Source organism: Nocardia sp. NPDC003482 (assembly GCF_053588115.1).
Map to the genome: position 1 here is coordinate 1 of NZ_JBSFPI010000023.1, position 15,876 is coordinate 15,876.

Below are 15,876 nucleotides of genomic sequence, written 5' to 3' on the forward strand. Positions count from 1 at the left end.
TCGCCGCCCGGTCGGTGACGTTCGCGCACCAACGGGTGCGGATTCGAATAAAGGGTGCGGCTGGGGTTTGTGGTCATTGGGGGGCCTCGGCGGAGATGCGGTCGATGACGGGTTGGAGGTCTTCGGCCAGGAGGGGGCGGAGGTAGACGGCCGCGACGCGGTGGGCGCGGTCGAGGACGAGGGTGGTGGGGATGACGCTGGTGGGGAATTTGCCGCCCAGGGCGAGGAGGCTGCGCATCTCGGGGTCGTAGATGGAGGGGTAGCCGATGTGGTTGCTGATGACGAAGTCGCGGGCCTTGTCCTGCCGGGTGTCGCGGACATTGATGCCGAGCAGGGTGACGCCGCGGGCCTTCGACTGTTCGTAGACCTTCTCCAGCGCGGGGGCCTCGGCGCGGCAGGGGCCGCACCATTGGCCCCAGATGTTCAGCACCACAACCTGATTCGGGAAGTCGTCGACGGAGACCGTCTTGCCGTCGGTCATGAGATCGGGCCCGGAGAGGTGGCCGATGGTCCCACGGGAGGCGGGCGGGTCGTAGAAGATCTCGGTCTTGCCGCCGGGCGAGACGAAGTCGAACGTGCCGCCGGTGGCGACGGCGTCCTTTCCGGTGGAGCAGCCCGCCAACACGACCACGAGGGCGAGGCAGGCGACGAGAAGGGCGGGCACCCGCCGGGATCCGCGGGCGTGCACCGCGGCGACCGACACTCGCCGCGCGGCAGTTCCCCGCCGCGCGGACGACCCGACGCCTCCCCCGTTCACGCCCCCGTCACCCGCGGATCCGAACCCCCCGCGGGCTCGGAATAGACAATATCGATCAACGTATCCCCTTGATACACAAGGGAAGTCAGCGAAGCCAGCGAGCACTGCCGCTGCCGCGGATCGTGCCAGAGCCGCTTGCCCTCGAGGAAGCGGCGCAGCGTCCAGACCGGCAGTTGATGGGAGACCAGCACGGCCTCGTGCCCGGCGGCCTCCACGCGGGCCTTGTTGACCGCGGCCAGCATGCGATGCGCGATCTGGAGGTAGGGCTCGCCCCACGACGGGGTGAACGGGTCGCGCAGCTTCCACCAGTGCCGGGGTTTGCGCAGCGCGCCGTCGCCGACGGAGACGCGCAGGCCCTCGAAGGTGTTGCCCGCCTCGATCAGGTTGTCGTCGGTGCGGACGATCAGTTTGTGTTGTCCCGCAACGGCTTCCGCGGTCTCCTGGGCGCGTTGCAGGGGGGAGGCCACCACCAGGGTGACGTCGTGGTCGGACAGGGCGCGGGCGACGGCGGTGGCCTGGGAGCGGCCGCTGACGGACAGGCCGAATCCGGGCAGGCGCCCGTAGAGAATGCCCTTCGGGTTGTGCACCTCGCCGTGCCGCATGACGTGCACGATGGTCTCGGGGGTGGATCCGGTTGCGTCCGGGGATGATTCGAGCTGCTGCGGGTCGCTCACGCGCTGGGTCCTTCGGGTGTGGCGGCGGCCGCGGCCGCTGCGGCGGCTGGCAGGGCGGCGGCGATTCGGTCGAACGCGTCCTCGTCGAGTGCGGCCGAGACGAACCACGCTTCGAACGGGCTCGGCGGCGCGTAGACGCCGCGGTCGAGCAGGGCGTGGAAGAACGCCGGGAACCGCCAGGTCTGGGAGCCCTTGGCGGCGGCGTAGTCGGTCACCGGACGGTCGGCGAAGAACACGCTCACCATATTGCCCGCGAATTGCACCACGTGCGGGACCCCCGCGGCCGACAGCGCCGCGGTGAGCAGACCGCCCAGGCGATCGGCATTGCGATCGAGCGCGGCGTACACCTCGTCGTCGGCGGCGCGCAGCGTGGCGAGCCCGGCCGCGACCGCGACGGGATTCCCGGACAGGGTTCCGGCCTGGTAGACCGGGCCGATCGGCGCGAGGCGGTTCATGATGTCGGCCCGGCCGCCGAACGCCGCGGCGGGCAGACCGCCGCTCATCACCTTGCCGAAGGTGTAGAGGTCACCGGCGACGCCGTCGAGCCCGTACCAGCCCGCCGGGCTGACCCGGAAGCCGGTCATCACCTCGTCCATGATCAACAGCGCGCCGTGCTCCTCGGTCAGGCGGCGCAGGCCCGCGTTGAATCCGGGCAGCGGCGCGACCGCGCCCATGTTCCCGGCCGCGGCCTCGGTGATGACGGCCGCGATCTGGCCCGGGAATTCGGCGAAGGCGGTCTCGACGGCGGCGAGGTCGTTGTACGGCAGCACGATGGTGTCGGCGGCCTGCGCGCCGGTGACGCCGGGCGAGGTCGGCAGGCCGAGGGTCGCCACGCCCGAACCCGCGTCGGCGAGCAGCGCGTCGACGTGCCCGTGATAGCACCCGGCGAATTTGACGATCTTGGCGCGTTCGGTGAAGCCGCGCGCCAACCGGACCGCGCTCATGGTGGCCTCGGTGCCGGAGTTGACCAGCCGCACCCGCTGCACCGGCTCGACCCGCGCGGCGATCGCCTCGGCCAGCTCGATCTCCGCCTCGGTCGGCGCGCCGAAGGACAGGCCGCAACCCGCGACCCGGCGCACGGCCTCCACCACCTCCGGGTAAGCGTGGCCCAGGATCATCGGACCCCACGAGCAGACCAGGTCGACGTAGTCCTTGCCATCCGCGTCGGTCAGCGCCCAGCCGCGGGCCGAGGTGATGAACCGCGGCGTTCCCCCGACCGATTTGAACGCCCGGACCGGCGAGTTCACCCCGCCGGGAATGACGGCGGCGGCGCGATCGAACAATCGGGCGGAGCGCGGGGAGGAACTCACGGCACCCAGTGTCGCAGCCCCTCGGACACCGGTCGACGACAGGGTGTAGTGCGGTGAGCCACCCCACATCCGCCGCCGCGAAAACCACAGCGGCCGAACGCAACCGCAACACGCCGGGAGCGGTTTTCGGCCGCTTCGGCACCGGATCGATCACCGGTGCGTACGCTCGGGCAGTCAGACGTCCACGGCCGGGAGGGAATTCATGCGGACCATCCTGTTCAGCGCCACCCTGATCACCATCGCGGCCGCCGCGACCGTGGGCGGTATCGGCACCGCCGCGGCCGCCACGCCGATCGCGCAGCCCGAGGAGGGCCGGATCGGCCTCAACCTCTCGCACGAGGAGACCGCGGCGCTGGCCGACGGCCCGCTGCCCGCGCTCGTCGGCATGGTCGTGCCGCCCAGCCGGATGGGTGCGGGCCTGCGCCCGGATACCCAGCTCTACAAGGACGAGAACGGCGGTATCCACGCCTCGCTGCGGCAGGTGATCATGGAGGCCGCCGATCACCCCGACGGCTCGGTCACCGTGTACGTCAACGTAACCGGAGCCCACGGCCCGCGTCTGGTGGACATCTACCAGCGCTGGAACTGAGCGCTCAGTCCGCCCGCCGCGCGCAGCGGACCACCAGATCCACCACCGCCAGCCCGGCCGCCGCCACCAGCAGGGCGGCCAGCCCCAGCCACGGCCCCGAATAGCGCGTCGCCTCGAAGGCGGGCAGATCGCCCGAGGCCGCGAAGGCCGTGGTATGCACGCCGTGCCGCCAGCTCGGCACCGCCGCGCCGACACAGAGCACGATCAACACCAGATCGACGACGATCCACACCCGCCGCATCACCACGCCTCCTGATCCTCGCCGAGCAGCGACTCCGAAACCGCGCACGGCCGCCTCACCGCGCCCCATCTCCATCGGGCAGCCGTTCCAGTGCCGCGCTCAGTTCCTCCCGCAACCGGTGGTGGTCGCGGGCCCATGCCTGGACGATCGCGCCGTCGCGGAGTTTCAGGCCGATGCCCTTGCGACGGCGGGGGACGCCGGTGAGTTCGCCCAGGGCGCGGGCGGATTCCCAGTCCTCGTCGTCCCAGGCGTCGGGGTCGCGTTCGGGGAGGACCTCGGCGATGTCGCGTAGCGGGAGGACCTCGGTGCCCTCGCGGAGGGTGGTTCCGGTGAGTTCCACGCTGACGTGGCGGCGGCCCGCGATGACCTGCAACCAGACGAATCCGGCCAGCAGCACGGCACAGAAGGCCAGCCCGAACCAGTGCACCGGGGCGCGCAGCGCGAGTTCGAGGATCAGCACGACCAGGCACAGCAGCGGGCCGTAGGCGATGCTGCGCCAGCGCGCGCCGGGCTCGGCGAACAGAACGGTGGGCTCGGTATCGGTCAAACGAGAGATCTCAGGCGATCACGCTGGGAATCAGGAGTCCCGCGAGGGTGAGCAGACCGAACAGGATGAGCAGACTCAGCACGAGCACATCTCGCCGAAGGCTTTGCGGTTGCTGAATCACCACTCGCATCGATGCCTCCGCTCCTCCGGAGCGAGTACCGACACGAGATCGAAAGACCAACGTGCGAACCACAACTCCGTGTTCCCAAGTCCGCTGTGACAACCCTCACGATACATCCTGCCGCGCCCGGGACAAATTCGGCCCGTGTCTCACCGGACGTTCCCGCGGAAGTGAGGTTCGGATTCGCCTCGGTGACAAAGGAATACGGCCCCGGCGGCGAGCACCGCCTGTAGGATCGCCGCCGCGCCGGCGAGCAGCTGCGCGGTCCCCGTCACCGCGCCCAGACCGAACAGCGCGCCGAGCGCCCCGAACACGAGCACCATCGCGGCGACGTCGAGCAGCGCCCGCGCCCAGAGCCGCCCGCGCCGCAGCTGATGGACCACGGCCACCGCGCCCGCGGCCAGGCCGAGCCCGAACACGACGATCACGACCTCGAGCAGCGCGACCATCATCTCGATCTCGGCCAGCCCGACCTCGGGCTGTTGCGCGTGCAGCTGGTCGTAGAGGCGGCGGGTCAGCTCGTGCCGATCGGCGAACTGACCGACGGCGGTGACGAGCAGCCGCAGCACGCCCAGACCGATGACGCCCCACCACAATTGGGACGCGGTGCGCACATCGGTCGGCACCGCCACCGGGCCGGGCGGCGGGCCCGGCGGAGTCCACGGATTCACGACAGCCAGTGCGCGGCCTCGGTCGCCCAGTAGGTGAGCACGATGTCCGCGCCCGCCCGGCGGATGCCCATGAGCGATTCCAGGATGGCTCCACGCCGATCGATCCAGCCGCGCTCGGCGGCCGCGGTGATCATCGAGTACTCACCGGAGATCTGATAGGCCGCGACCGGCACGTCGGAGCGGTCGGCCACCTCGCGCAGGATGTCCAGATACGACATGGCCGGTTTCACCATGACGATGTCGGCGCCCTCGGCCAGATCCAGGTCGAGTTCGCGGAGCGCCTCGCGGCGGTTGGCCGGATCCTGTTGGTAGGTGCGGCGATCGCCCTGCAACGAGGAGGCCACCGCCTCGCGGAACGGGCCGTAGAACGCGGAGGCGTATTTGGCGGCGTAGGCCAGGATTCCGGCGTCCAGCAGCCCGGCCTCGTCGAGCCCGGCGCGGATCGCGCCGACCTGGCCGTCCATCATGCCGCTGGTGCCGAGCAGATCCGCGCCCGCCTCGGCCTGGGCGATCGCCATCTCGACGTAGCGGTCCAGGGTGGCGTCGTTGTCGACCGAGCCGTCGGCCGCGAGGACGCCGCAGTGGCCGTGGTCGGTGAATTCGTCGAGGCAGGTGTCGGCCATGACGACCGTCGCGTCGCCCACCTCCTCGGCCAGCGCGCGCAGGCCGCGGTTGAGAATCCCGTCCGGATCGCTGGCCCGGCTGCCGATCGGATCCTTGTCCTCGGGCTTGGGGACGCCGAACAGCATCAGACCGCCCACGCCCGCGGTGACGGCGTCGACGGCCGCCTTGCGCAGCGAGTCCATCGAATGCTGATGCACACCGGGCATCGAGCCGATCTCGCGCGGTTCGCCGAGCCCGTCGGCGACGAACATCGGCAACACCAATTGCCTTGGTTCCAGCGTCGTTTCGGCTACCAGACGACGCAGGGCGGGGGTACGACGCAACCGCCGCGGGCGGTCCATTCCGGTCATGAACCGCACGATACGCCGCGTCCGGACGCACGTCTTCGCCGCCTCGGCCAGCCGAGCGGGACCGAGAACGGCATACTCCGAACGAGGACTGAAACGGGAGCGAACATGTCCGATCGCGAGGAACGACAGTACGGGGTGGACGACGAGGCCGCGGTGCGCGCGCTGCGCGCGGCGGCGGAGCGGGGTGATCTCGCGGCCGTCGAACTCCTGGCACAACGACTGGGGGAGGCGGGTGAACGGGCCGAGGCCGAGCGCTGGTTACGCCGGGCGGCGGAGCTGGGCAGCGTGGCGGCGCTCGGGCGGCTGGGCGAATCGGCGTGGCAGGACGGGCGGGTGGCCGAGGCGATGGAATGGCTCGAACAGGCCGCCTACGCCGGGCTGACCTCCGCGGAGTACCAGCTCGGCGCGATCCATCTGGAACGCGGGAATCTGGACGCGGCCGAACCGTGGCTGCTGCGCGCGGCGGAGGCCGGGCTGCCGGAGGCCATGTGCAATCTGGGCGCGCTGGCCGATCGGCGCGGCGAGGACGAGCGGGCCGAGCAGTGGTACGAGCGCGCGACCCTGGCCGGAAACGCCACGGGCATGCGCAATCTCGGCCTGCGCTACGCCCGGCGCGGCGAGATCGACCGGGCCACCGAACTTCTGGTGGAGGCCACCCGTCGCGGGCGCACCGACGCGTACGCGGTGCTGGGCGCGGTCTGCCTGGAACGGGATCGGGCCGAGGACGCCGAACGCTGGCTGCGGCGCGGCGCGGCGGTCGGCGACGCGGAGTCGATGTTCCACCTGTCGCAGTTCCTGGAGGCGGAGCCGACCACGCCCGCGGCACAGGCGGAATCGCGCGAGTGGCTGGAACGATCGGCGGCCCTGGGACATCCGCGCGCCCTCGATCTGCTGCACGGAATGTGAGCGCGCGGAACGGTTTTCTGTCGGTACCCCTCGGTAGAATCGAAGATGTGTTCGAGGAACTCCGGTTCCGATCCGAGGGGAGGATCACGTGGCCACCACAACCACGCTCATCGACCGACCGTACGTCCCGCTCGAGAAGCGCCGCCTGCCGCCGGGGCGCCCGCGGTCGTGGTACGTCACCCACAACCGACGGCTGAAGGCCATGCGCCTGGCCATCGCGCTACTCGACTCCGGCGTCTACCGCGCCGCCCTGGCCGACAACGAAACCATCCGGCGCACAGCCGATCTCGTGGGCATCCGCCCGCCGTCGGACAAGACGTGCCGCCTGGTCCGTGACCTCATGCGCGCCCGGCGCTGAGTCACACCCGGCGGCGGCTCTTCTTGCGCGGCGGGGGCAGCAGGCCCTCGGCGCGCAGGTGGGCGGCGTGTTCGGCGAGGGCGTCCACGAGGGGGCCGACCTGGGCGATCTCCGGCTGGACGTCCACGCGCAGGCCGAATTCGATTGCCGTCTCGGCGGTTTTGGGGCCGATGCAGGCGACGATGGTGCGCGCGTGCGGCTTTCCGGCGATGCCGACCAGGTTGCGGACCGTCGAGGACGAGGTGAACAGGACCGCGTCGAAGCCGCCGGTCTTGATCATCTCGCGGGTCTCGGCGGGCGGCGGCGAGGCGCGCACGGTGCGGTACGCGGTGACGTCGTCGATCTCCCAGCCGCGATCGCGCAGGCCCTCGGCCAGGGTCTCGGTGGCGATGTCCGCGCGCGGCAACAGGACCCGGTTGACCGGATCGAAGACGTCGTCGTAGGGCGGGAAATCGGCCAGCAGGCCCTCCGAGGACTGCTCCCCGCTGGGCACCAGTTCGGGGTTGATGCCGAACGAGCGCACCCGGTCGGCGGTGGCCTCGCCCACACAGGCGATCTTCACCCCGGAGAACGCCCGGGCGTCCAGGCCGAATTCGCCGAACTTCTCCCAGACCGCCCGCACGGCGTTGGTGGAGGTGAACACCACCCACTGGTAGCGGCCGTCGACCAGGCCCTTCACCGCGCGTTCCATCTGGGCGGGGCTGCGCGGGGGCTCGACCGCGATGGTCGGCACCTCCATCGGGATGGCGCCGTGCATGACGAGCTTCTCGCTCATCTCCCCGGCCTGCTCCTTGGTGCGCGGCACGAGCACGGTCCAGCCGTACAGCGCGCGCGACTCCCACCACGACATCTTCGAGCGCTTCTCGACCTCCTTGCCGACCGTGACCACGAGCGGTCCGACCAGTTCGGAGGCGGCGCTGTTGAGGGTGGCCAGCGTCGCCTCGATGGTGCGCTGCTGGCGGGTGGTGCCGCGCACGGTCACCGCGACCGGGGTCTGCGGGGCCAGACCGTGTTCGACCAGGGCGCTGGCGGTTTCGGCGAGATGACCCGAGGTGGCGTGCAGCACCAGCGGGCCGGGCGCGGCCGCGACCGACGCCCAGTCGACCTCGCCGCGCACGTCGACCTCGGTGTGCTTGGAGCCCAACGCGATTCCGGCGTAGGCGGGCACCGTCGTGCCGGACGGCAGGCCGGGCAGCACCTCGAACGCCAGATGCGAGCGGGTGACGGCGTTGACCTCGGCGATCACCGAATCCGTGGTGAGCGGATCGCCGGACACCAGCCGCACCACGTCGTTGCCCGAACGGGCCTCGGCGACAAGGGTTTTGGCCACCTCGGCGGGTTCGCCGAGCGCCGGGCGGACGTCGACGGCGGGCTCGCCGTCGGGGCCCGCCTCGACCGCGGTGCCGACCAGCGCGAGCACGCCCTTGTCGACATCGGGATCGGTGAACGCCAGCGTCGCCCGGCCGAGCACCTGACGGGCCCGCACGGTGAGCAGTGCCGGGTCACCGGGTCCGGACCCCACGAACAGGATCCGACCAGGGTGCTTCTTAGTGGCTCGGCTCATTATTCGTTCTCCATCGGGCTGGGATCGGGCAAGTCGGAGGGCGACGGGTTCACCGCCCGCGCGGGTTGGCCGAGCAGGTCGCGCGCCCCCAGCTCCAGGAGCTCACGCGCCAGGCCGCGGCCCAGCCGCTCGGCGTCGGCGAGCGCGCCGACCGCCGAGGCCCGGATCACATCCGAGCCGTCGACCGCCGCCGCGCAACCGCGCAGCGACAATTCCTCGACCACCCTGCCGTCGTCGTCGAGCGACTCGACCACCTCGGCGAGCGCGCCGACCGGTGCGGTGCATCCGGCCTCGAGCTCGGCCAGCAGCGACCGTTCGGCGATCACCGCGGCACGGGTGCCGGGATCGTCCAGGGTGGACAGGATGGTCACGAGATCGCCGTCCTCGCGGCGGCATTCCACCGCAAGCGCGCCCTGCGCCGGTGCGGGCAACATCTGCACCGGTTCCAGGGCCTCGGTGACCGCGTCGAGGCGGTCGATGCGGGACAGCCCGGCCCGCGCGACCACCACGGCGTCGAGTTCACCCTCGGCGACCTTACGAAGTCTGGTATCGAGATTGCCGCGCAACGGCACGACGTCGAGCCCGAGCCCGAGCGCCCGCAGCTGGGCGGCGCGGCGCGGCGCGGAGGTGCCCACCCGCGCGCCGGGGGGCAGCTCGCCGAGCACCAGTCCGTCCCGGGCGACGACCGCGTCGCGCGGGTCCTCCCGGCCGGGGATGGCGGCGATGGTGAAGCGCGGATCGGGTGCGGTCGGCAGATCCTTGTACGAGTGCACCGCGATATCGATCGCGCCCGAGGCCAATTCGTCGCGCAAGGCGGTGGTGAACACCCCGACGCCGATCTTCTCGACCGGATCGGACGACTTGTCGCCCGCGGTCTTCACGATCACGAGTTCGGCGTGCTGGCCCACCCCGATCAGCGCGTCGCGCACGGTTCCGGCCTGGGTGAGCGCCAGCAGACTGCCGCGCGTGCCGATGCGCCAGGGCAGGTCGGCGCTCCCGCGTCGAATGTCGATGTGCTGCCGCACCGTCGCCTCCGTCATGCGTGGCGCCCCTGTTCGTCGGAGTGGATGTGGCCGGGCGCGAAGTCGTCGGCGAGTTCGCCGCCCAGGGCCGCGATCTCCATCGGGGCCGCAACCGCTTGGGCCGCACCGGGTTTCAGTTCGAAGAGTTCGCGCAGCGCCTCGGCGTAGCTGCCGCCGCCGGGGGTCGAGGCCAGTTGCTTGACCCGCACGGTGGGCGCGTGCAGCAGTTTGTCGACCACGCGGCGGACCGTGCGGGCGACCTCCTCGCGTTCGGGATCGCCCAGGTCCGGCAGCTTCGACTCGAGCCGCAGCAGTTCGGCCTCGACCACGTCGGCGGCGCGCTGGCGCAGCGCGGCGACGGTCGGCGTGACCTCGGCCATGCGTTGTCCCGCAAGGTATTTCGTGAGTTCCTCGGCGACGATGGCGCGGGCCGCGGTGGTGTCGGCGGCGGCCGCCAGCGCGGCGGGATCGCGTTGCAGGGTCTCCATGTCGATGACCGTCACATCGGGCAGGCCCGCGACGGCGGCGTCCACGTCGCGCGGCAGGCCCAGATCGCAGACGACCAGCTGATGCCCCGGCCGGGAGGCGTTGAGCGCGCGATGCGCGTCGGCGAGGGTGACCACCGCGCCGACCGACCCCGTGCTGGTGATGATCAGATCGGCGTCGGCCATGGCCTCGACCAGACCCGACAAATCGGTGGCGGTGGCGGCGACGCCGTGCATGTCGAGCGCCGTGCGGGCCAGCCGCCGCGCGCGCTCGAGCGTCCGGTTCACCAGCACGATCCGCTCGACGCCCGCGCGGGCCAGGTGCGCGACCGCGAGCCCGCCCATCGCGCCCGCGCCGACCACCACGGCGGTGCGGCCGGCCAACTCGCCGAGCACGGTGCGCGCCCGCTCCAGCGCGACCGAGACCACCGAGGCGCCCGCCCGGTCGATGCCGGTCTCGGTGTGCACCCGCTTGCCGACCCGCAGCCCGTGCTGGGCCAGTTCGTGCAGGGTGCGCCCGGCGGCCTGCTGGGCGTCGGCGGCGGCGTAGGCCGCGCGGATCTGGCCGAGCACCTGCTGTTCGCCGACCACCATCGAATCCAGGCCGGAGGCCACCGCGAACAGGTGTTCGGCGGCGGCCTCGCTGTAGCGGACGTAGGCGTGCCGGGTCAGTTCCGGCAGCGGCAGGCCCGAGTGCCGGGCGAGCAGATCGCCGACCTCGGCCAGGCCGCCGTGGAAGGCGTCGACCACCGCGTAGATCTCGACCCGGTTGCAGGTGGAGACGATCATCGCCTCCGAGATGTGCTGCGATTCGAGCATCTTCTCGGTGAGCTTGGGCCGATCGTCCTCGGTGACCGCGACCTTCTCCAGCACCGCGACCGGCGCGCTGCGATGCGAAATACCGACTAGAAGCACGCTCATGGTGCGACCACCGATCCCTTGCTGGTTGGCTCCGTTGCCGAAATTCCCACGTGTGCGGAGGCCGAGCGGTTCGCCAGCCGCCGGCCGATGGGAGTGGAGACGGCGTGCACGGTCTCACCGGCCGCCACACCGCGCTCCTCGCGCGCCTCGGCCTCGGCGATCCGGGCCCGCTCGAACGACAGCATCTGCATCTCGACGGCCAGATCCACTCGCCGCACCTCCACCGCGGGCGGGGCGTCGAGCACGACCGGGGAGAAGCTCAGGATCGACCGCACCCCGGCCGCGACCAGTTCGTCGCACACGGCCTGGGCGGCGTCGTCGGGCACGGTGATGACCGCGATGGTCGGCTGGAGTTCGGTCACCGCCGCCGCCAGCCCGGCCACATCGCGGATCTCGATGCCGTCGATGGTCTCGCCGATCAGCCGCGGATCGCGGTCGAAGACGCCGACCATGCCGAAACCGCGCCGCGCGAAGCCGCCGTAGCCGACCAGCGCCCGGCCCAGATTCCCGGCGCCGACGAGGATCACCCGGTGCCCGTCGGACAGGCCGAGCACGTCCTCGATGCGGGCGCGGAGTTTGGCGACGTCGTAGCCGACGCCGCGAACCCCGTTGGGGCCGAGGAAGGATAGATCCTTGCGCAGCTTGGCCGAACCGACACCCGCCGCGACAGCCAGTTCCTCACTCGATACGATGAGCACACCCTCGTCGGCAAGGACGGCGAGGACACGCAGATAGGTCGCCAGCCGCGCGACGGTGGCCTGGGGAATGTCCTTCTGCTGGGTCGGACGCAGAGCCCTGCCGGAGACGCCGCCTGGCGTCTCATGCTGCTCTGTCACGTCGTTCGGCTCCTCGTCCGGCCGGGGATAGGTGTCCGGTATCGCTTGTCGACCGTCGGCGCCCGGGCTGGCACCGGTAGCGGCTCGACAGGGTTCGGGGTAGCTCCGCTGCCCGAAGCAGCGGGTTGCGTGTCACCACCGTAACCGCTTGTGAAGCCCTGCACAAAGTCGGTGAATTCGGTCACGCGCGGGTAGCCCGGCCCGGCCCATTGAACCCGCAATAGCCGGTGATATTCCACACAACGCGCCGCGCGCCCGCGGGTACGCCGGTCAACGCGACAAATCGGCCCGCAACCGGGGCTCGTCGACATCGAAATAACTGTGTTCACGCCCGTCGAGCAGCACGACCGGGAGCCGATCGCCGAATTCCGCGCGCAGCGCCGGATCCGTCGCGGCCGCCTCGTCCACGTCGATCGTGCCCGGTTCGATCCCGTAATCGGCACAAATCGCGCGCAGTTGTTCCAGGGCCACACCACACAGCCCGCATCCCGCGCGCGTCAACAGGGTCACCGAATGGGAGGAGTCGCTCATGTGTCAATTAAACGGGTCGGCGCCCTGGGCTAGTGTGGGTGTGTTCGCGCGGACAGCGGAGGTACTGGTGCCGGATCGATCGAAAGAGGCGAGGACCGGGTTCATCGCGGGGAGGTTCGGCGAATTCCCGGCGCGCTGGAGTCAGGGGCTGTCCGATCAACTGACCCGCATCGCCCGCAGCCCGTTCGGGCCCAGCGAGGAGGAGGTGCGCGCCAACCTCGCCGGTGAGGCGAGCGCCGACGCCGCTCTCGCGCTGCACGACGCCGAATTGGCGGAATCCGGTGTCGGCGATACCGATTCGGAGATTCCGCGCGATCTCACCGCGGCCGCGTTCTTCGATGTCGACAACACCATGGTGCAGGGCGCGTCGATCGTGCACTTCGCCCGCGGGCTGGCCGCGCGCAAGTACTTCAAGACCTCCGATCTGGTCGACATCGCTTGGAAGCAGGTCAAATTCCGGGTCACCGGCAAGGAGAGCAAGGGCGATATGGCCAGCGGCAAGGAGAAGGCGCTGTCGTTCATCGCCGGCCGCTCCACCGCCGAACTGGCCGCGCTCGGCGAGGAGATCTACGACGAGATCATCGCCGACAAGATCTGGCCGGGCACCCGCTCGCTGGCCCAGATGCATCTCGATGCGGGACAACAGGTTTGGCTCGTGACGGCCACCCCGGTCGAACTCGCGCAGGTGATCGCCAAGCGGCTCGGGCTCACCGGCGCGCTGGGCACGGTCGCCGAGAGCGTCGACGGCGTGTTCACCGGGCGGCTGGTCGGCGACATCCTGCATGGGCTGGGCAAGGCGCACGCGGTGCGCACGCTGGCCATCCGCGAGGGCCTGAACCTCAAGCGCTGCACAGCCTATTCCGACAGCCACAACGACGTCCCGATGCTCTCGCTGGTCGGCACGGCGGTCGCGATCAACCCGGATTCGGATCTGCGCGAGGTGGCCAAGAACCGGGGCTGGGAGATCCGCGATTTCCGCACCGGCCGCAAGGCCGCCAAGATCGGCGTGCCGACCGCACTGGCCCTCGGCGCGGCCGGGGGCGCGGCGGCCGCGGTGTTGACCCGCAAGCGGGACGAGAAGGGCTGAAGCCGGGGTGGACGAGAAGGGCTAACCGGTGAAGGGATTGCGCCGCCGGGCCAGCAGTTTGTAGAGCGTCTGCTGGATCGTCTCGCGCACCTGATCGGTGACCTCGAACATTGTCATCGGATCGTCGGCCGCCTCCGGCTCGAACGCGCCCGTGCAGATCGGCGTGCCGAATTCGATGTACCACTTCGACGGCAGCGGCAGCGCGCCGAGCAGGCCCAGATGCGGAAACAGCGGCGTCACAGGGAAATACGGCAGGCCGAGCAGCCGGGCGAGCGGCTTCAGATCGGCGAGCTTGGGGTAGATCTCCTCGGAGCCGACGATCGAGACCGGGATGATCGGCACGCCCGTCTTGACCGCGGCCGAGACGAATCCGCCGCGCCCGAACCGCTGCAACTTGTACCGCTCGCCGTAGGGCTTGCCGATGCCCTTGAACCCCTCCGGGAACACCCCGACCAGTTCGCTCGCGCGCAGCAGCCGCTCGGCGTCGGCGGGGCAGGCCAGGGTGTGCCCGGCCTTGCGCGCGAGCCCGCCCACCACGGGCATGTCGAAGACCAGATCCGCGGCCAGCAGCCGCAGCGCGCGATGGCCGGGATGCTCGTCGTGCACGGCGAGTTGCAGCATCAGCCCGTCGAGCGGGAGCACGCCCGCGTGATTGGCGACCAGCAGCGCGCCGCCCGTGGCGGGCACGTTCTCGATACCGCTGACCCGCACCCGGAACCACAGCTCCGACAACGGCCGCAGCGCGGGCAGGATCACCGACTCCAGCAGATGTTCGTCGAGGCCGAACTCGTCCACGCGATAGTCGCCGGTGAGCCTGCGGCGCGCGAAATCGGCTGTGCCACGGATGCTTTCGGCGAGCTTGCCGCGCAGCAGATCGGCGAGGCCGACCGGTTCGGGGGGCGTCGCCTCGGCCAGCCGCTCGGTCAGCGAGGTGACCGGGGTCGGCGCCGTCTCGCCCGGCCAGCGCCGGGACTGCGGTCGCTGCCGCGCCTCGAAGTCGATGTCGTGCAGTTGGATGACCTTGGCCACGTCATTCATCGGTTGCTCCCGCTCCGGCCCCGATCAGGCCGAGAAGTTTGGTTTCAGCGGTGTCGATCCACCGTGGATCGATGACGGGTCGCAACGCTGCGCCCCCAACGAAGTCGTCGAATGCTTGCACCGTGGTCCAGCGTGGCTGGAAACCCAGTTCGCTGCGCATCCGGGTGGTGTCCAGACCGCAACCGAAATGGAAATAGTCGATCTGTTCGACCGTGAACTCCCGCATGACCGGACCCATCAGGGACCTGCCCACGGTGCGAAAGGCCGCGTACGGCACCGGGATCGCGATCCGGCCCGCGCGGCGGATGGCCTGCGACAGCGCCAGCGCGCCGTCGCCCGCGACATTGAACGTGCCGCCCGGCGCGTGCCGCGCGGCGTGCACGAGCGCGGCGATGCCGTCCTCCTCGTGCAGCAGTTGCAGCCGCGGATCCCGGCCGAAGATGGTCGGGGTGATCGGCGACCGCAGATAGCGCACCCCGCGTCCGGCCAGCCGGGGGCCGACGATCGGCGGGAAACGCAGGATGGCCGTGGCGATGTCGGGCCGACGGCGGGCCAGGCCGCGCACGTAACCCTCCACCTCGATGAGATCGCGCGCGTATTCGCCGCGCGGCGGGGTGCGCGCGCTCATCTCCTCGGTGAAGCGCGCGGGATCCTTGGCACTACAGCCGTAGACCGCCGAGGACGACCGCACCACCACGCGCCGCACGCTGGGCGCCTTCTGACAGGCCGCGACCAACTGCATCGTGCCGAGCACGTTGAAGTCCTTCATGACCGCCCGGCCCCCGCTGGACGGCGGGCGCGACAGCATCGCCGAATGCACCACGGTGTCGACCTGGTTGGCGTCGATCACCTTGCGTATCAACGGGTTTCGAATGTCGGCGCGGACGAATTCGGCGCGGCCCAGGCGGCGGGTGAGATCCCGGTCGGGCATCCGCGTGTCGACGGCGACGACGCGCTCGACGGCGGGGTCGGCCGTCAGCCGCGCAACGGTGTCACCGCCGAAGAAGCGGCTGGCGCCCGTCACCAGCACGACCTTGGGGCTATGCCCGTCCCGCACGCTCACGCCCACGCCGGATCCCGCCTGTACAGCCCCCCTCCACCAATTCCCGCATTCCAGCGTAGCCCCTGACATCGGCGGATCAACGGCTTTAACCCGGATCCAACAATGACTTCCACCACTGGTAACACGAACCTTTAAAACGGCTCGATTTCAAAATGAAAGGCCCGGCACCGATCCGGTGACG

Annotated in this window: 18 protein-coding genes; 4 read left to right on the forward strand and 14 right to left on the reverse strand. The window is 70.7% G+C overall.

What is annotated here, in order from left to right; translation table 11 throughout:
• Window positions 1–73: 73 nt before the first annotated feature.
• The 3 genes from ACWDSJ_RS29895 to hemL form a co-directional block, all read right to left on the reverse strand.
• The gene (locus ACWDSJ_RS29895; RefSeq protein WP_387359480.1) at window positions 74–664 is read right to left on the reverse strand and encodes a TlpA disulfide reductase family protein; all 591 of its coding nucleotides are present in this window, start codon (window positions 662–664) and stop codon (window positions 74–76) included.
• Between the two features lie 89 nt (window positions 665–753).
• Window positions 754–1,359, reverse strand: a complete 606-nt coding sequence (locus tag ACWDSJ_RS29900) for a histidine phosphatase family protein (RefSeq protein WP_450035994.1) — start codon at window positions 1,357–1,359, stop codon at window positions 754–756.
• A gap of 68 nt (window positions 1,360–1,427) precedes the next feature.
• Window positions 1,428–2,741, reverse strand: a complete 1,314-nt coding sequence (gene hemL / locus ACWDSJ_RS29905) for a glutamate-1-semialdehyde 2,1-aminomutase (RefSeq protein ID WP_450035857.1) — start codon at window positions 2,739–2,741, stop codon at window positions 1,428–1,430.
• A 202-nt stretch (window positions 2,742–2,943) separates the two neighbouring features.
• Between hemL and ACWDSJ_RS29910 the strand changes: the two genes are divergently transcribed.
• On the forward strand, window positions 2,944–3,330 hold the full coding sequence (locus tag ACWDSJ_RS29910) for a hypothetical protein (RefSeq protein ID WP_387359476.1): 387 nt from the start codon (window positions 2,944–2,946) through the stop codon (window positions 3,328–3,330).
• Window positions 3,331–3,334: 4 nt separating this feature from the next.
• Here ACWDSJ_RS29910 and ACWDSJ_RS29915 read toward each other — a convergent pair whose 3' ends face one another.
• The 4 genes from ACWDSJ_RS29915 to hemB form a co-directional block, all read right to left on the reverse strand.
• Entirely contained in the window at window positions 3,335–3,577 is a 243-nt protein-coding gene (locus ACWDSJ_RS29915; protein WP_450035859.1) for a hypothetical protein, read from the reverse strand.
• 49 nt (window positions 3,578–3,626) lie between these two features.
• Complete coding sequence (locus ACWDSJ_RS29920; RefSeq protein WP_450035860.1) at window positions 3,627–4,118, reverse strand: hypothetical protein; 492 nt, start codon at window positions 4,116–4,118, stop codon at window positions 3,627–3,629.
• Window positions 4,119–4,388: 270 nt separating this feature from the next.
• On the reverse strand, window positions 4,389–4,910 hold the full coding sequence (locus ACWDSJ_RS29925) for a hypothetical protein (RefSeq protein ID WP_387359470.1): 522 nt from the start codon (window positions 4,908–4,910) through the stop codon (window positions 4,389–4,391).
• Window positions 4,907–5,884, reverse strand: coding sequence for a porphobilinogen synthase (hemB, locus tag ACWDSJ_RS29930; protein WP_450035861.1), 978 nt, complete (start codon window positions 5,882–5,884; stop codon window positions 4,907–4,909). The genes ACWDSJ_RS29925 and hemB overlap by 4 nt, the downstream gene beginning before the upstream one ends.
• A gap of 105 nt (window positions 5,885–5,989) precedes the next feature.
• Between hemB and ACWDSJ_RS29935 the strand changes: the two genes are divergently transcribed.
• Together ACWDSJ_RS29935 and ACWDSJ_RS29940 are read left to right on the forward strand one after the other, a co-directional pair.
• Window positions 5,990–6,790, forward strand: a complete 801-nt coding sequence (locus ACWDSJ_RS29935; RefSeq protein WP_450035862.1) for a tetratricopeptide repeat protein — start codon at window positions 5,990–5,992, stop codon at window positions 6,788–6,790.
• Window positions 6,791–6,878: 88 nt separating this feature from the next.
• Window positions 6,879–7,148: a hypothetical protein gene (locus tag ACWDSJ_RS29940; protein ID WP_387359464.1), complete on the forward strand. Its 270-nt coding sequence runs from the start codon at window positions 6,879–6,881 to the stop codon at window positions 7,146–7,148.
• A 1-nt stretch (window position 7,149) separates the two neighbouring features.
• On the opposite strand, the gene ACWDSJ_RS29945 is transcribed toward ACWDSJ_RS29940, so the two are convergent.
• The 5 genes from ACWDSJ_RS29945 to ACWDSJ_RS29965 form a co-directional block, all read right to left on the reverse strand.
• Window positions 7,150–8,712, reverse strand: a complete 1,563-nt coding sequence (locus ACWDSJ_RS29945; protein ID WP_387359462.1) for a bifunctional uroporphyrinogen-III C-methyltransferase/uroporphyrinogen-III synthase — start codon at window positions 8,710–8,712, stop codon at window positions 7,150–7,152.
• Window positions 8,712–9,752, reverse strand: a complete 1,041-nt coding sequence (gene hemC, locus ACWDSJ_RS29950; RefSeq protein ID WP_387359460.1) for a hydroxymethylbilane synthase — start codon at window positions 9,750–9,752, stop codon at window positions 8,712–8,714. The genes ACWDSJ_RS29945 and hemC overlap by 1 nt, the downstream gene beginning before the upstream one ends.
• On the reverse strand, window positions 9,749–11,140 hold the full coding sequence (locus tag ACWDSJ_RS29955; protein ID WP_450035864.1) for a glutamyl-tRNA reductase: 1,392 nt from the start codon (window positions 11,138–11,140) through the stop codon (window positions 9,749–9,751). The genes hemC and ACWDSJ_RS29955 overlap by 4 nt, the downstream gene beginning before the upstream one ends.
• Window positions 11,137–11,976 (reverse strand): redox-sensing transcriptional repressor Rex, encoded by an 840-nt coding sequence (locus ACWDSJ_RS29960; RefSeq protein WP_387359456.1) that lies wholly within the window; start codon window positions 11,974–11,976, stop codon window positions 11,137–11,139. Before ACWDSJ_RS29960 ends, ACWDSJ_RS29955 begins: the two co-directional genes overlap by 4 nt.
• Before the next feature lie 270 nt (window positions 11,977–12,246).
• A complete protein-coding gene (locus ACWDSJ_RS29965; protein WP_387359454.1) occupies window positions 12,247–12,507 on the reverse strand; it encodes a glutaredoxin family protein in 261 nt (86 codons plus the stop codon).
• 67 nt (window positions 12,508–12,574) lie between these two features.
• Between ACWDSJ_RS29965 and ACWDSJ_RS29970 the strand changes: the two genes are divergently transcribed.
• On the forward strand, window positions 12,575–13,594 hold the full coding sequence (locus ACWDSJ_RS29970; RefSeq protein WP_387359452.1) for an HAD family hydrolase: 1,020 nt from the start codon (window positions 12,575–12,577) through the stop codon (window positions 13,592–13,594).
• Window positions 13,595–13,615: 21 nt separating this feature from the next.
• Here the strand turns inward: ACWDSJ_RS29970 and ACWDSJ_RS29975 are convergent, their stop codons facing one another.
• Window positions 13,616–14,632: a lysophospholipid acyltransferase family protein gene (locus tag ACWDSJ_RS29975; RefSeq protein ID WP_387359450.1), complete on the reverse strand. Its 1,017-nt coding sequence runs from the start codon at window positions 14,630–14,632 to the stop codon at window positions 13,616–13,618.
• Entirely contained in the window at window positions 14,625–15,695 is a 1,071-nt protein-coding gene (locus tag ACWDSJ_RS29980; RefSeq protein ID WP_450035865.1) for an NAD-dependent epimerase/dehydratase family protein, read from the reverse strand. Before ACWDSJ_RS29980 ends, ACWDSJ_RS29975 begins: the two co-directional genes overlap by 8 nt.
• Window positions 15,696–15,876: the final 181 nt, after the last annotated feature.

Coding starts and splice junctions, on each gene's coding strand:
- ACWDSJ_RS29910 (WP_387359476.1), top strand. CDS start 2,944: ATGCGGACCATCCTGTTCAGCGCCACCCTGATCACCATCGCGGCCGCC.
- ACWDSJ_RS29955 (WP_450035864.1), bottom strand. CDS start 11,140: ATGAGCGTGCTTCTAGTCGGTATTTCGCATCGCAGCGCGCCGGTCGCG.
- ACWDSJ_RS29965 (WP_387359454.1), bottom strand. CDS start 12,507: ATGAGCGACTCCTCCCATTCGGTGACCCTGTTGACGCGCGCGGGATGC.
- hemB (WP_450035861.1), bottom strand. CDS start 5,884: ATGACCGGAATGGACCGCCCGCGGCGGTTGCGTCGTACCCCCGCCCTG.
- ACWDSJ_RS29935 (WP_450035862.1), top strand. CDS start 5,990: ATGTCCGATCGCGAGGAACGACAGTACGGGGTGGACGACGAGGCCGCG.
- ACWDSJ_RS29900 (WP_450035994.1), bottom strand. CDS start 1,359: ATGCGGCACGGCGAGGTGCACAACCCGAAGGGCATTCTCTACGGGCGC.
- hemC (WP_387359460.1), bottom strand. CDS start 9,752: ATGACGGAGGCGACGGTGCGGCAGCACATCGACATTCGACGCGGGAGC.
- ACWDSJ_RS29945 (WP_387359462.1), bottom strand. CDS start 8,712: ATGAGCCGAGCCACTAAGAAGCACCCTGGTCGGATCCTGTTCGTGGGG.
- ACWDSJ_RS29975 (WP_387359450.1), bottom strand. CDS start 14,632: ATGAATGACGTGGCCAAGGTCATCCAACTGCACGACATCGACTTCGAG.